The organism is Enterobacter sp. BNK-22, from assembly GCF_048684805.1.
Classification (GTDB): Bacteria; Pseudomonadota; Gammaproteobacteria; order Enterobacterales; family Enterobacteriaceae; genus Enterobacter; species Enterobacter quasiroggenkampii.
This window is the reverse complement of the sequence record NZ_JBLQTT010000001.1, coordinates 690,337-705,674: the sequence shown is the minus strand read 5'-3', so window position 1 is coordinate 705,674 and position 15,338 is coordinate 690,337. Positions and strand designations below refer to the sequence as shown.

At 56.1% G+C, this 15,338-nt stretch carries 12 protein-coding genes; 4 read left to right on the top strand and 8 right to left on the bottom strand.

The annotated features are described in order from the left end of the window. Nucleotides 1-7 precede the first annotated feature (7 nt). The gene (gene exoX, locus ACMGGE_RS03215) at nucleotides 8-670 is read left to right on the top strand and encodes an exodeoxyribonuclease X (protein ID WP_420293345.1); all 663 of its coding nucleotides are present in this window, start codon (nucleotides 8-10) and stop codon (nucleotides 668-670) included. On the opposite strand, the gene ptrB is transcribed toward exoX, so the two are convergent. Continuing rightward, nucleotides 667-2,727 (bottom strand): oligopeptidase B, encoded by a 2,061-nt coding sequence (gene ptrB, locus ACMGGE_RS03210; protein ID WP_045908214.1) that lies wholly within the window; start codon nucleotides 2,725-2,727, stop codon nucleotides 667-669. The genes exoX and ptrB overlap by 4 nt on opposite strands. A gap of 85 nt (nucleotides 2,728-2,812) precedes the next feature. Continuing rightward, nucleotides 2,813-3,463: a tellurite resistance TerB family protein gene (locus tag ACMGGE_RS03205; protein ID WP_008500461.1), complete on the bottom strand. Its 651-nt coding sequence runs from the start codon at nucleotides 3,461-3,463 to the stop codon at nucleotides 2,813-2,815. A 171-nt stretch (nucleotides 3,464-3,634) separates the two neighbouring features. Between ACMGGE_RS03205 and purT the strand changes: the two genes are divergently transcribed. Next, entirely contained in the window at nucleotides 3,635-4,813 is a 1,179-nt protein-coding gene (purT, locus tag ACMGGE_RS03200; RefSeq protein WP_126533673.1) for a formate-dependent phosphoribosylglycinamide formyltransferase, read from the top strand. Between the two features lie 41 nt (nucleotides 4,814-4,854). Here purT and kdgA read toward each other — a convergent pair whose 3' ends face one another. The 3 genes from kdgA to zwf all read right to left on the bottom strand — a co-directional run bounded on the left by kdgA (nucleotide 4,855) and on the right by zwf (nucleotide 9,056). Beyond that, nucleotides 4,855-5,496: a bifunctional 4-hydroxy-2-oxoglutarate aldolase/2-dehydro-3-deoxy-phosphogluconate aldolase gene (kdgA, locus tag ACMGGE_RS03195; RefSeq protein WP_008500459.1), complete on the bottom strand. Its 642-nt coding sequence runs from the start codon at nucleotides 5,494-5,496 to the stop codon at nucleotides 4,855-4,857. A 39-nt stretch (nucleotides 5,497-5,535) separates the two neighbouring features. After that, nucleotides 5,536-7,347, bottom strand: coding sequence for a phosphogluconate dehydratase (edd, locus tag ACMGGE_RS03190; protein ID WP_420293344.1), 1,812 nt, complete (start codon nucleotides 7,345-7,347; stop codon nucleotides 5,536-5,538). A 233-nt stretch (nucleotides 7,348-7,580) separates the two neighbouring features. Beyond that, complete coding sequence (zwf, locus tag ACMGGE_RS03185; RefSeq protein WP_023312228.1) at nucleotides 7,581-9,056, bottom strand: glucose-6-phosphate dehydrogenase; 1,476 nt, start codon at nucleotides 9,054-9,056, stop codon at nucleotides 7,581-7,583. Between the two features lie 356 nt (nucleotides 9,057-9,412). On the opposite strand from zwf, the gene ACMGGE_RS03180 reads away from it, so the two are divergent. Then, nucleotides 9,413-10,282 carry a MurR/RpiR family transcriptional regulator gene (locus tag ACMGGE_RS03180; protein WP_023312229.1) on the top strand — a complete coding sequence of 290 codons (870 nt, stop codon included), beginning with the start codon at nucleotides 9,413-9,415 and terminating at the stop codon, nucleotides 10,280-10,282. 140 nt (nucleotides 10,283-10,422) lie between these two features. Further along, nucleotides 10,423-11,865, top strand: coding sequence for a pyruvate kinase (gene pyk / locus ACMGGE_RS03175; RefSeq protein ID WP_008500455.1), 1,443 nt, complete (start codon nucleotides 10,423-10,425; stop codon nucleotides 11,863-11,865). Between the two features lie 46 nt (nucleotides 11,866-11,911). Here the strand turns inward: pyk and lpxM are convergent, their stop codons facing one another. The 3 genes from lpxM to znuA all read right to left on the bottom strand — a co-directional run bounded on the left by lpxM (nucleotide 11,912) and on the right by znuA (nucleotide 15,284). After that, a complete protein-coding gene (gene lpxM / locus ACMGGE_RS03170; RefSeq protein WP_420293343.1) occupies nucleotides 11,912-12,883 on the bottom strand; it encodes a lauroyl-Kdo(2)-lipid IV(A) myristoyltransferase in 972 nt (323 codons plus the stop codon). Between the two features lie 121 nt (nucleotides 12,884-13,004). Beyond that, nucleotides 13,005-14,324 (bottom strand): murein DD-endopeptidase MepM, encoded by a 1,320-nt coding sequence (gene mepM, locus ACMGGE_RS03165; protein ID WP_048029426.1) that lies wholly within the window; start codon nucleotides 14,322-14,324, stop codon nucleotides 13,005-13,007. Between the two features lie 15 nt (nucleotides 14,325-14,339). Next, the gene (gene znuA, locus ACMGGE_RS03160) at nucleotides 14,340-15,284 is read right to left on the bottom strand and encodes a zinc ABC transporter substrate-binding protein ZnuA (protein ID WP_420294169.1); all 945 of its coding nucleotides are present in this window, start codon (nucleotides 15,282-15,284) and stop codon (nucleotides 14,340-14,342) included. Nucleotides 15,285-15,338 lie beyond the last annotated feature (54 nt).

Below are 15,338 nucleotides of genomic sequence, written 5' to 3'. Positions count from 1 at the left end.
GTGTTCAATGCTGCGCGTCATCGATACCGAAACTTGCGATCTTCAGGGCGGAATTGTGGAAGTGGCCTCTGTCGACGTGGTTGATGGTAAAATCGTCAACCCAATGAGCCATCTGGTGCGTCCCGACCGCCCCATCAGCCCTCAGGCGATGGCTATCCATCGCATTACCGAATCGATGGTGGCGGACAAGCCGTGGATCGAAGAGATCATTCCCCACTATTACGGTAGCCCCTGGTACGTCGCGCATAACGCCAGTTTTGACCGCCGGGTGCTACCTGAGATGCCGGGGGAATGGATTTGTACCATGAAGCTGGCGCGTCGCCTCTGGCCGGGCATTAAATACAGCAATATGGCGCTGTACAAGTCCCGCAAGCTCAGCGTCCGCACGCCTGAGGGACTTCACCATCACCGGGCCCTGTATGACTGCTTTATCACCGCCGCGATACTCATCGATATTATGAACACCTCGGGCTGGACGCCGGACGATATGGCAACGATTACCGGACGCCCCGCACTGCTGACCACATTTACCTTCGGTAAATACCGGGGCAGAGCGGTGTCTGATATTGCGGATAAAGACCCGGGCTATTTGCGCTGGCTGTATAACAACCTCGACAAAATGAGCCCGGAACTGCGCCTGACGCTGAAGCACTATCTGGGCGAAGCTTAACGCTCCGCACGGCCTGGCAGCGTCTCCTGCGCCAGGCCAATCAGGAAGGCATATTCCAGAGCAACCCCTTCGTAAGATTTAAATCGACCCGATTTCCCGCCGTGACCGGAGTCCATATCGGTACACAGCAGCAGCAGGTTGTCGTCGGTTTTCAGCTCCCGCAGTTTCGCCACCCATTTTGCCGGCTCCCAGTACTGCACCTGAGAATCATGCAGACCGGTGGTGACCAGCATGTGGGGATAGGCTTTCGCTTCCACGTTATCGTACGGGCTGTACGTTTTCATATAGCGGTAGTAAATCTCATCCTGCGGATTCCCCCACTCTTCAAACTCCCCTGTTGTAAGGGGGATGGATTCATCGAGCATGGTCGTCACCACATCGACAAACGGCACCTGCGCGACAATTCCCTTAAAGCGCTCGGGGCGCTGGTTGATCACCGCCCCCATCAGCATGCCCCCCGCGCTGCCGCCCATGCCAAAGCAGAGCTGCGGATCGCCATAGCCCTGCTCAATCAGCGCATCACAGACGTCAAGGTAGTCATTGAAGGTGTTTTTCTTTTTCAGGAATTTCCCGTCCTCATACCAGTGCTGCCCCAGCTCACCGCCGCCGCGAATATGGGCGATGGCGAAAACAAAGCCGCGGTCGAGCAGGCTTAATCGGCTGCTGCTGAAATCGGCATCCATGCTTGAGCCGTAGGAGCCGTACCCGTACACCAGGATCGGGTTTTTGCCTTTCTGGAAATGGGCTTTGTGATAGACGAGCGAGACGGGGACCTCGACGCCATCCCGGGCGGTGACCCACAGGTGCTCGCTGCGGTAGTTTTCAGACTCAAACCCTTTGACCTCGGTCTGTTTAATCACCTGGCGCTGCCCGGTATCCATGTCCAGCTCAAACAGGGTGTCCGGTGTGGTCATCGATGAGTAGCCGTAGCGCAGCCGCGAGGATTCAGGTTCCGGGTTGAAACCAATCCACGTCACATAGGCCGGGTCGTCGAACGCGATCCCCACCACTTCCCGCGTTTTACGGTTGATTTGCCGGATACTGGTCAGCCCGCGCTGACGCTCCTCCACCACCAGCCAGTCGGTGAACAGGGTGAACCCTTCCAGCATCACCTGATCCCGCGCGGGAATAAGCACCTCCCACTTGCGCTCATCGCGCACTTTGGTTTTATAGAGACCAAAGTTTTTACCCTCGCGATTCGAGCGCAGATAAAAGCTGTGCTGGAAGTGATCCAGGCTGTACTCATGATCCTTCCGGCGCGGCAGGAAACAGAGCGGCTGGGCGTCGGGCAGCTCGGCATCCAGCAGCAGGACTTCCGACGTCGTGGCGCTGGCCAGGAAGATAATCACATAATGGCGTGAGGAGGTTTTATGCAGGCTGACATAGAACGTTTCGTCTTTCTCTTCATAGACCAGCTCGTCGTCTGCAGAGTCTGTCCCCACGGTATGCCGCCATACCTGATAAGGCAGCAGCGTAGAGGCATGCTTTTTGACGTAGTAAACCGTCTCGGAATCATTCGCCCAGACAAAATCCGGGGAGACGTTTTCCAGCATTTCAGGATACCAGTTGCCGGTGTCCAGATTGCGAAAACGCAGGCCGTACTGACGACGCGAGAGATAATCCTCCGCCAGCGCCATTACCGCGTTATCCGGTGAAATGGACATGCCGCCCAGAGTATAAAACTCGCTGTGGGCGGCGCGCTGGTTGGCATCCAGCAGAATATCCCACGCATCCCATTCGGCGCTCAGCACCGACTGACGCTGGTAGATGGGATACTCGTTGCCGGGCTCGTAAATATGGCGGTAGCGATAGCCGTTTTTGGTCCAGGGCGCCGAGATATCGCGCTGAGGAATGCGCTGCACCATCTCATTCAGCAGCTGGTCCTGAAGCGTCTGCTGGCTGGACATGACCTTGCGGCCGTAGTCATTTTCCTCGTGCAGGTAGTCGAGCACCTCTGGCCGGGAGCGCGAATCGTCCCGTAGCCAGTAATAGTTGTCTATACGCGTATCGCCATGCGTGGTGATCGCATAAGGTATACGTCGGGCTTTCGGTGGCATGTCATCATTCTTTTTAGTTTTACACCCTATAAGGTTGGCAAAACCCACGCATGATGCAAGCGAAACCGGATCGCAACGGCGAGCACTATCCCTGTAACGCCTGTTTTTGTTCCCGGATATCCCGCTCAATGCCCTCACGCACGTCCTGGGGGATCTTCAGCGCGTCTCCAAGCGCATTCAGGTAGCTGCGTTCCATAAAGTGATCGATATCGATGGCGGCACAGCTGAGGAAATAGAGTTCAAGCGCCTCTTCCTCATTTTTCACGCTTTGCGCAAGACGCTGCGGCTCCAGAGGCTGTTCAATGGCCTGCGCCACCAGCGCTCTGCCCTTCTCTTCAACGCCAGCTTCACGCAACTGCTGTTCGATCGCCAGTCGTTCCTTATCGTCAATATGCCCGTCACTTTTCGCGGCAAAAACCAGCGCCAGGATCAACCGTTCAGTACGCAGATCCAGCGGCGAGGTATGCTCGCCATAATGCGGTTCGTCGCTGTGCGCGGTTCGGACCCTGTCCTTGTATTTATTCCACAGGACGGTGCCCGCAATCGCGCCCCCACCGGCCAGCAGCGCGCCTGTCCCGTACTTTGCCAGCAGCTTGCGCGAGGATTTATTCGCGACCAGCAGGCCAGCCAAGCCGCCGAGCGCCCCGGGTACCAGCAGTTTACTGAGGTCCCGCTCGCCGGAAGACGATGTTTTCTGCCCTAACAGTGATTGCAATTGATTTAGCCAGCCAGACATGGTTTCCCTCACTTAACGGTGAATATGTTCCACAGCGTAAGCGAGCAGGCGTCAGGAAATGTCTGGCCGGGCTAAAGAAGCGCAAATTTCTTCCTCCCGCGCTTTGCGGTGCACAAGACAGACGCAAACGTTTTCGTTTATACTGCCCGCAACTTTTTCAGGGGGATTGTTATGATTCGTTTAGGAACCGCGCTGCGACCTGCGGCGACGCGAGTGATGCTGTTGGGATCGGGCGAGCTGGGAAAAGAGGTCGCCATTGAGTGCCAGCGTTTAGGCGTGGAAGTCATTGCCGTAGATCGTTACGCCGATGCGCCCGCCATGCACGTCGCCCATCGTTCTTATGTGATTAACATGCTGGATGGCGATGCCCTTCGCGAGCTGATTACGCGCGAGAAACCCGATTTCGTTGTACCGGAAATTGAAGCCATCGCCACCGATACGCTGATTGCGCTTGAGCAGGAAGGCCAGCGCGTGGTGCCCTGCGCGAAAGCCGCAAAGCTGACCATGAACCGCGAGGGCATTCGTCGCCTGGCGGCGGAAGAGCTGGAAGTGCCCACCTCGAGCTATCGTTTTGCTGGCGATAAGGCCGCATTCCTGCAGGCCGTAGAGGAGATTGGTTACCCGTGCATCGTTAAGCCGGTGATGAGCTCCTCCGGTAAAGGACAGAGCTTCATTCGCGACAGCAGCACGCTGGACAAGGCGTGGGATTACGCCCAGCAGGGTGGTCGCGCCGGTGCCGGTCGCGTCATTGTCGAAGGCGTGGTGAAGTTTGATTTCGAGATCACGCTGCTGACCGTCAGCGCCGTTGACGGCGTCCATTTCTGCGACCCGATTGGCCACCGCCAGGAAGATGGCGATTACCGCGAATCCTGGCAGCCGCAGCAGATGAGCGCTCTGGCGCTGGAACGTGCGCAGGCGATCGCCCGTAAAACCGTCCTGGCGTTGGGCGGCTATGGCCTGTTCGGCGTGGAGCTGTTTGTTTGCGGCGATGAGGTGATCTTCAGCGAAGTCTCCCCTCGCCCGCATGACACCGGCATGGTCACGCTCATTTCGCAGGATCTTTCCGAGTTCGCTCTGCACGTGCGTGCCTTCCTCGGCCTGCCCGTCGGCGGTATCCGTCAGTACGGCCCGGCCGCCTCGGCGGTGATCCTGCCGCAGTTAACCAGCCAGAACGTTACGTTTGATAACGTCGACGCGGCGGTGGGTGCCGGGTTGCAGGTACGTTTGTTCGGTAAGCCGGAGATCGACGGTACCCGTCGTCTTGGCGTGGCATTAGCCACCGGGGATAACGTTGACGACGCCGTGGCGAGAGCGAAAGCGGCCGCAGCAAGCGTTAAGGTAGAGGGATAAAAAAACGGGCCGAAAGGCCCGTTTTTCATGCGACGAATGACTTACTGCTTCGCGCCTTCCACCGCTTCGCGAGCCAGTTTGGTGATGCGATCCCAGTCGCCCGCTTCCAGCGCATCCGCCGGAACCAGCCATGAGCCACCGATGCACAGCACGCTTTTCAGCGCCAGGTAGTCACGGTAGTTGGCAGGAGAAATACCGCCCGTCGGGCAGAAGCGTACCTGGGAGAAAGGACCGGCAATGGCCTGCAGCGCTTTGGTGCCGCCGTTCGCTTCCGCCGGGAAGAATTTAAACTCTTTCAGACCGTAGTCCATGCCCAGCATCAGTTCAGAGACGGTGCTGATGCCCGGGATCAGCGGAATAGTGCCTTCGGTCGCGGCCTTCAGCAGCGACTCGGTCAGGCCCGGGCTGATGGCAAACTGTGCGCCCGCTTCGGTCACTTCAGCCAGCTGTTTTGCGTTCGTCACGGTACCCGCACCGATGATGGCGTCCGGCACTTCTTTAGCAATGGCGCGAATGGCATCCATCGCGCAGGCGGTACGCAGGGTCACTTCCAGAACGCGAACGCCGCCCGCAACCAGCGCTTTCGCCATCGGTACAGCGTGCTCCAGCTTGTTTACCACGATAACCGGCACGACAGGGCCCGTGGTCAGGATTGCTTCTGCACTTGTTTTCCAGTTTTTCATCAGAGTTTTCTCTCGCCAGATCGTTAAAATCAAGTCGTCTTAAAACGTAATACAGGTTGCGCCCTGCTCAGCACCGGAGAGTTTCTCACGCAGCGCGCCAAACATTTCGCGTCCTGTTCCCACGCGCGACGCGCTCAGGTCAGGAATATGGGGCTGACGTGCCGCCAGTTCGGCATCATCCACCAGCAGGGTTAACTCGCCCGTCTGACCGTTAACGCGGATCATGTCACCGTCACGCACTTTCGCCAGCAGGCCACCGTCGTACGCTTCCGGCGTCACGTGGATGGCTGAAGGCACTTTACCTGAGGCGCCTGAGAGGCGTCCATCGGTCACCAGTGCAATTTTGAAACGGCGGTCCAATAATACACCAAGTGGTGGCATAAGTTTATGTAATTCTGGCATCCCGTTGGCTTTAGGCCCCTGATGACGCACCACTACCACGCAGTCTTTATCGAGCAGACCGGCGTCAAAGGCAGGTAATACGTCGTGCTGGCTTTCAAATACCACCGCCGGCGCTTCGATAATCTGGTTCTCTTCCGGTACGGCAGAGGTCTTCATCACCGCGCGACCGAGGTTACCGCTGAGCACTTTGGTGCCACCGTGAGGAGAGAACGGTTTGTCGATGGTGGCGATAACCTGCGCATCAAGAGACGCGCTCGCCCCATCACGCCAGTCCAGCTCGCCGTTGTTCAGCCATGGCTCCTGGGTGTAGCGCTGCAGGCCAAAGCCCGCCACGGTGTTGACATCTTCGTGCAGCAGACCGCCTTTCAGCAGCTCGCGCATCAGCAGCGGTACGCCGCCCGCGGCCTGGAAGTGGTTAATGTCCGCCGGGCCATTCGGGTACAGGCGCGCCATCAACGGCACCACGGATGAGATCTCGGAGAAGTCATCCCAGTTAATCAGAATGCCCGCAGCACGCGCCATGGCCACCAGGTGCATGGTGTGGTTGGTTGACCCACCGGTTGCCAGCAGCGCGACAATCCCGTTGACGATGACCTTTTCGTCGACCATTTTGCCCATCGGCATCCATTCGTTGCCGTTTCCGGTCAGACGCGTGACCTGACGGGCCGCAGCCTCGGTCAGCGCTTTGCGCAGCGGCGCGTCCGGCTGGATAAAGGATGAGCCCGGAAGCTGCATCCCCATAAACTCCACCACCATCTGGTTCGTGTTCGCGGTACCGTAGAACGTACAGGTGCCCGGCGCATGGTAGGACGCGGCTTCCGCCTCCAGCAGCGCCTGACGGTCTGCTTTCCCTTCCGCGTACAGCTGGCGGATACGGACTTTTTCTTTGTTCGGCAGGCCGCTTGCCATTGGGCCTGACGGCACAAAGATCGCAGGCAGATGACCAAACGACAGCGCGGCCATCACCAGGCCCGGAACAATCTTGTCGCACACGCCGAGATAGAGCGCACCATCAAACATGTTGTGTGACAGACCCACCGCCGCGGACATGGCAATCACTTCGCGGCTCAGCAGGGAGAGCTCCATACCGTCCTGACCCTGCGTTACGCCGTCGCACATGGCGGGTACCCCACCCGCCACCTGGCCGACCGCATTCACGCTGTGCAGCGCTTTACGGATGATATCCGGGTAAACCTCATAGGGCTGGTGCGCGGAGAGCATATCGTTATAGGCGGTAATGATAGCGATATTGTTACGCAACATGCTTTTCAGCGACGCTTTATCGTCAGGCTGGCAGGCGGCGAAGCCGTGCGCCAGGTTACCGCAGGCCAGTTGAGATCGGTGGACGGTGTTGCTCTTTGCCTGCTCAATCCGGGCGAGGTAGGCCGAACGGGTCTCTTTCGAGCGCTCAAAAATGCGCTGTGTTACGCGTAACAATGTCGGATTCATAAAAGCTCCTCTCATTTATCTGTCCGGGCTCGGGAGTTTACAAAGTCGCTGGCAGTTGTTAACAACGCTGAAACGCTTGCTGTCCGGAGCTCAGGGGCAAAATCACTTCCGGCAGTGTAATAAAAAAAGCTCCGCGGGTGAATCCACGCGGAGCTTAAAAGTTGAAAATTGTGCCACGAGCTGTGTTAGATCATGTTACCGGTAAAATAACACTTTCGGGCTAGCGGATTATCTTACTCAAACTCATTCCAGGAGCGGCCATCGCGGGTGATCATCGCCACCGACGCAACAGGTCCCCAGGTACCCGCCTGATACGGTTTTGGCGCATCCTGATCGGCAGCCCAGGCTTCGGTGATGGAGTCGACCCATTTCCACGCCTCTTCCACTTCATCGCGACGCACGAACAACGCCTGAATACCGCGCATGGTTTCCAGCAGCAGACGCTCGTACGCATCGGCCAGGTGCGTCTGGTTGAAGGTTTCGGAGTAGCTCAGATCCAGCTTGGTGGTCTGCAGGTTGTGTTTATGATCCAGGCCCGGCACTTTGTTCAGGATCTGGATATCCACGCCCTCGTCCGGCTGCAGACGAATGGTCAGCTTGTTCTGCGGCAGCTCCTGCCAGGACTCTTTGAACAGGTTCAGTTCCGGGTTCTTAAAGTAGACAACCACTTCGGAACATTTCGCAGGCAGACGCTTACCGGTACGCAGGTAGAACGGAACACCCGCCCAGCGCCAGTCGTCGATATCCACGCGGATCGCCACGAACGTCTCGGTGTTGCTGGACTTGTTCGCGCCCTCTTCTTCCAGGTAGCCCGGCACTTTTTTGCCCTGCGCAAACCCGGCGGTGTACTGGCCGCGAACGGTCTTCTCACGCACGTTGGAGCGGTCGATGCGGCGCAGCGATTTCAGCACTTTCACTTTTGCGTCACGGATGCTGTCCGCCGTCAGGTCAGACGGTGGAGACATGGCAATCATGCACAGAATCTGTAGCAGGTGGTTCTGGATCATGTCGCGCATCTGGCCGGCCTGGTCAAAGTAACCCCAGCGGCCTTCAATACCCACCTCTTCTGCCACGGTGATTTCCACGTGGTCGATAGTGCGGTTGTCCCAGTTATTCACAAACAGCGAGTTGGCAAAACGCAGGGCCAGCAGGTTCAGTACCGTCTCTTTACCGAGATAGTGGTCGATGCGGTAGACCTGGCACTCTTCAAAGAACTCGCCCACCTGGTCGTTGATTTCACGCGAGGTTGCCAGCGACGTACCCAGCGGCTTCTCCATCACGACGCGCGCCGGTTTGGCGTTCAGTTTGGCTTCGCCCAGGCCTTTGCAGATGGCGCCGAAGGTGCTTGGCGGCATGGCGAAATAGTTAATCGTGACACGGTTTTTCTGATCCAGCATCGCGCCTAAGCGGGTAAACGCGCTGACATCATTAACGTCCAGGTTGCAGAAATCGAGACGTCCACTCAGGGTATCCCACAAACTTTCATCAATTTTTTCCTTCATGAAAGTTTCGAGCGCCTCGCGGACGACTTTGGTATAAGCGTCCTTGTCCCAGTCGGCGCGCCCTACACCCAGGATACGGGTATCCGGATGAATTTGGCCCGCTTTCTCCAGTTGATACAGGGAAGGCAGCAATTTTCGGCGTGCAAGATCGCCTTTCGCGCCGAAAATGACCAGGTCACATGCCTGGGCTGTTTGCGTTACCGCCATGTCATTCTCCTCAGTTGGATCACCTGGTACTTCTGCCAGGTATCGTTGTAATTTTATTACAATGCACTGTACTGCTTTTACGTCATTCCCGAAACCATTAGCGCTTATCGTCGCGTGCGATACCGCGATTTTTCACCCTTCCGATGATTTCAACGGCTTAATGACGCAACAACCGTCGTTTCTTTGCGCAACAGGGTCATAGCAAAACCCGACACCGATCAAGTAATGAAAAAAAACAACAACATTATCTTGTCGATTGTTACCCTTAATGGAAGCCACAAGGGTAATATCGGCTAAATCGAATCACGATTTCATCAATTTATGAAATCGTTTACACCCATGAGCATCCTGTTAACATGAACATGCTGGAAAAAATCCAGTTTCAACTGGAACACCTTAGCAAATCCGAGCGAAAAGTGGCCGAGGTCATTCTCGCCTCTCCCGCTCAGGCGATTCATTCAAGCATCGCCGCTCTGGCACAGGAAGCGGGTGTTAGCGAACCCACGGTCAATCGCTTTTGCCGCAGCCTGGAAACGCGCGGCTTTCCTGATTTTAAACTGCATCTGGCGCAAAGTCTGGCTAACGGCACCCCTTATGTTAATCGTAATGTGGATGAAGACGACAGCGTTGATGCCTATACCGCGAAAATTTTTGAGTCGGCCATGGCTTCGCTCGACCACGTCCGTCAGTCATTGGACATGAGCTCCGTGAATCGCGCGGTGGATTTACTCACCCAGGCCAAGCGAATTGCGTTCTTTGGGCTCGGGTCGTCGGCAGCCGTCGCGCATGACGCCATGAACAAATTTTTCCGCTTTAATGTCCCGGTGATTTATTCCGATGACATTGTCCTGCAACGCATGAGCTGTATGAATTGCAGTGAAGATGACGTCGTGGTACTGATTTCGCATACCGGCCGCACCAAGAGTCAGGTTGAGCTCGCGCAGCTGGCCCGTGAAAACGATGCCATGGTGATTGCCCTCACAACGGCAGGCACGCCGCTGGCACGTGAGGCAACGCTGGCGATCACCCTCGACGTGCCGGAAGACACCGACATTTATATGCCGATGGTCTCCCGCCTGGCCCAGCTCACCGTGATTGACGTGCTCGCGACCGGTTTTACCTTACGTCGGGGGGCAAAATTCCGGGATAACTTGAAGCGGGTCAAGGAAGCGCTGAAGGAATCGCGTTTTGATAAAGAATTGCTTATAAAGAGCGATGTTCCCTGATAGTTGATAACGAATACGTCACGAATAATGACGATGTAACGATTTACGGCATTCGGTCCCCTCGCCGCTGCCTTGCAGCAGATGAAGGCCGATTCAATGTTCACGCAACACCAAAGTTGTTTCAGTCAACGGAGTATTACATGTCCAGAAGGCTTCGCAGAACCAAGATCGTAACCACCTTAGGCCCGGCCACCGATCGCGATAATAATCTCGAAAAAATTATCGCCGCCGGTGCCAACGTGGTGCGTATGAACTTCTCTCACGGTACGCCAGAAGACCATAAATTACGTGCCGATAAAGTGCGTGAAATCGCAGCAAAACTGGGCCGCCACGTTGCTATCCTCGGCGATTTGCAGGGTCCAAAAATTCGTGTCTCCACCTTTAAAGAGGGGAAAGTTTTCCTCAATATCGGCGACAAATTTCTGCTGGATGCCAACCTGGGCAAAGGCGAAGGCGATAAAGAAAAAGTCGGTATCGACTATAAAGGCCTCCCGGCTGACGTCGTACCTGGCGATATCCTGCTGCTTGATGATGGCCGCGTACAGCTGAAAGTGCTGGAAGTTCAGGGCATGAAAGTGTTCACCGAAGTCACCGTCGGCGGCCCGCTCTCCAACAATAAAGGCATCAACAAACTGGGCGGCGGCCTCTCTGCAGAGGCGCTCACCGATAAAGACAAAGCGGACATCGTGACGGCTGCGCTGATCGGCGTTGATTACCTTGCTGTCTCCTTCCCGCGCTGCGGCGAAGATCTGAACTATGCGCGTCGCCTGGCACGCGATGCAGGCTGCGATGCCAAAATCGTCGCCAAAGTTGAGCGTGCGGAAGCCGTTTGCGATCAGGATGCCATGGACGACGTGATCCTCGCGTCTGACGTGGTGATGGTTGCACGCGGCGACCTGGGTGTGGAAATCGGCGATCCTGAGCTGGTCGGTATTCAGAAAGCCCTGATTCGTCGCGCACGTCAGCTGAACCGCGCGGTGATTACCGCCACTCAGATGATGGAATCGATGATCACTAACCCGATGCCAACCCGTGCAGAAGTCATGGACGTGGCAAACGCCGTGCTGGACGGTACCGATGCGGTGATGCTCTCCGCAGAAACCGCAGCGGGCCAGTATCCGGCAGAAACCGTGGCCGCCATGGCGCGCGTCTGCCTGGGCGCTGAAAAGATCCCAAGCATCAACGTCTCTAAACACCGTCTGGACGTGCAGTTCGACAACGTGGAAGAAGCGATTGCGATGTCAGCAATGTATGCGGCAAACCATCTGAAGGGCGTTACCGCAATCATCACCATGACCGAATCTGGCCGCACCGCGCTGATGACCTCGCGTATCAGCTCGGGTCTGCCGATCTTCGCCATGTCCCGTCACGAACGTACGCTGAACCTGACGGCGCTGTACCGCGGCGTGACGCCGGTTCACTTCGACAGCACCAATGACGGCGTGGCCGCCGCGCACGATGCCGTAAACCTGCTGCGCGACAAAGGCTATCTGGTCTCTGGTGATATCGTCATTGTGACCCAGGGCGATGTGATGAGCACCATCGGCTCAACCAACACCACCCGCGTTATGACCGTCGAGTAATAACGTCTCTGTTAAAAAGCCCTCTCCAGATAGAGAGGGCTTTTTTTTATTTCGTTGGATACAGCTCTTTGCGTTTATACGGCTCTGTTTCGCCCGGTTTGCGCGTTTTAAGCAGCTTCAAAATCCACGTGTACTGTTCGGCATGCGGTCCCACCAGAATCTCCACCTCTTCGTTCATCCGACGCGCAATGGTGTGGTCATCGGCGTTGAGCAGATCGTCCATCGGCGGACGAACCTCAATACTCAGGCGATGCGTTTTGCCGTCATAGACCGGGAACAGCGGGATCACCCGGGCACGACACACTTTCATCAGGCGACCAATCGCGGGGAGCGTCGCTTTATAAGTCGCAAAGAAATCGACAAACTCGCTGTGCTCTGGGCCGTGGTCCTGATCCGGCAGATAGTAGCCCCAGTACCCCTGACGTACCGACTGAATGAAGGGCTTAATGCCATCGTTACGGGCATGCAGGCGTCCACCAAAACGACGACGCACCGTATTCCAGACAAAATCGAAGATCTTATTGCCCTGATTGTGGAACATTGCCGCCATCTTCTGGCCCTGAGAGGCCATCAGCATCGCCGGAATATCAACGCCCCAGCCGTGTGGGACAAGGAAAATGACTTTCTCGTCATTGCGACGCATCTCCTCGATGATTTCCAGCCCTTTCCAGTCAACGCGATCGACAATTTTATCCGGCCCTTTCAGCGCCAGCTCCGCCATCATCGCCATGGCCTGCGGTGCGGTGGTATACATCTCATCAATGATTGCCTCGCGCTCGGCATCACTCTTTTCCGGAAAACAGTAATAGAGGTTGATCTGCGCGCGACGGCGGGCACTCTTGCCAAAACGCCCGGCCAGACGGCCAATTTTACCCAGGACAGGATCGCGGACGGAAGCCGGCAGCATCGCTATCCCCGCAAAGGCATAAACGCCAAGCCAGGCGCCCCAGTTACGCGGATGACGAAAGGATTTTTCAAACTCAGGAATGTATTCAATATTGTTTTTTTGGGTTTCCATGCTGGATCCAGGGTCTGATGACGCAAAAAATTATTCAGATAGTGTAGCGAGGCAGTCGTCCGCGCACAAAAGAAAAAGCCGGCGTCAGTGTGCGCCGGCTTTATTAACAAAAACAGAGGGCTTAGTCTAAGCTCAGCTGCGGCAATACCTCTTTCACCTGCGCCAGATAATCAGTACGATCTTTACCTGTCAGGCCTTCGGTGCGCGGCAGTTTCGCCGTCAGCGGGTTCACTGCCTGTTGGTTAATCCACACTTCATAGTGCAGGTGCGGGCCGGTAGAGCGTCCGGTATTACCGGAGATCGCAATACGATCGCCACGTTTCACCTTCTGGCCCGGTTTAACCAGCAGCTTACGCAGGTGCATGTAGCGGGTCGTATACGTACGGCCATGACGTACCGCAACGTAATACCCGGCTGCACCGCTACGTTTGGCCACCACCACTTCACCATCCCCTACCGCCAGAACCGGTGTGCCCTGCGGCATGGCAAAGTCAACGCCACGGTGCGGTGCGACACGCCCAGTTACCGGATTCAGACGACGCGGGTTAAAGTTGGAGGAGACGCGGAACTGTTTAGCCGTCGGGAAGCGCAGGAAGCCTTTTGCAAGGCCCGTACCGCTGCGGTCGTAGAACTTACCGTCTTCGGCACGGATCGCGTAGTAATCTTTGCCCTCGGAGCGCAGACGCACGCCCAGCAGCTGGCTTTGCTCGCGCTTGCCGTCAAGCATTTCGCGGGACATCAGAACGGAGAACTCATCGCCCTTCTTCAGTTTGCGGAAATCCATCTGCCACTGCATGGCTTTGATCACCGAACTGATTTCAGCGCTGGTCAAGCCTGCATCACGCGCGCTGGAAACAAAGCTTGCCCCCACGGTGCCTTTCAGAACGCTGTTTACCCAGTCGCCCTTCTGCATTTCGCTGGTCATTTTAAAGCCCGTTGCCGTGCGATCGTAGGTGCGGGTTTCGCGGCGGGACATTTCCCAGGTCAGACGCTGCAGATCGCCATCGGCCGTTAGCGTCCAGGAGAGCTGTTGCCCAATTTTCAGGTTGCGAAGATCTTTATCTGCCGCCGCCAGCTGGCTGATATTCCCCATGTCGATGCCGTACTGGTTCAGCACGCTGCTCAGCGTGTCCCCGGTAGAAACAACATATTCGTGAATACCCGCTTCGTTCTCGGTTTTATCGTCCAGTTCATCCTGTGGAATAGCTTCATCTTCCTGAGCCGACTGGTCGATAGGCTCACTGGCTTCAGGCAGCAAAGAACGGATTTCGCTCTTTTCAAGCTCGATGGTTTTGATGATAGGGGCAGAACTCGGGTGGTAAACATAGGGCCGCCAGACGGCGACCGCTAAGGTGAGTACTGTAAGCGACCCCAGCATGACGCGGTGGGGTCGAGGCAGATTGTTAAATGCCAGGGCGACAGAGCGGGCTATCTGTTGCACGTATTCACTTCCTCGTTAATCTCCTTTCAGGCAGCTCGCATACTGGTTCGCCAGTTGACTGAGGAACTGCGAATAGCTCGCTTTGCTCAACTGGATATTCGTTCCTAGCGGGTCAAGGGTCCCCATGCGCACGGATGTCCCCCTGGCCACGGCTTCTACGACCGCTGGCCTGAACTGTGGCTCAGCAAAAACGCATGTCGCTTTTTGCTCAACCAGCTGTGTTCTGATTTCATGTAAACGCTGCGCACCAGGTTGAATTTCAGGGTTGACGGTAAAATGACCCAGCGGGGTCAAACCGTAGTGTTTTTCGTAATAGCCGTAGGCGTCATGAAAAACGAAATACCCTTTTCCTTTCAACGGTGCGAGCTCATTACCAACCTGCTTATCGGTTGCGGCTAATTGTGCCTCAAAATCTTTCAGGTTGGCGTCTAGTTTGGCTCGACTTTGCGGCATAAGTTCCACTAATTTGTCATGGATTGCAACCGCTGAAAGCCGCGCTATCTCTGGGGATAACCAAAGATGCATGTTGTACTCGCCGTGATGGTGATCTTCATCACCTTTTTCACCGTCGGCAGCATGATGGTCATGTTCGTCGCCGTCGTCATCCGCCCCTTTCATGAGTAACGGTTTCACGCCGGGGAGGTCGGCAATCGCGACCTGTTTTTCACCCGCCACCTGTTTTGCTGACTTCTGCATAAACGCTTCCATTTCCGGACCGATCCAGACAACTAAGTCCGCGTTTTGTAAGCGTTTTACATCGGAAGGGCGCAGGGAATAATCATGTTCCGATGCACCATCCGGGAGCAGAACCTGGGTTTCTGTTACCCCGTCAGCAATGGCTGACGCAATGAACCCGAGCGGTTTAAGCGAAGCGACAACCGCAGCGTTAACATCTTGTGCGGTTGTACCCCAAAGGGCAGCGGATAATGCTGCGAAAAGAAGCGTATTTTTATGTAACATAATGCGACTAATCATCGTAGTGAATGCGTGGAATGTGATATTATAACATTCGTT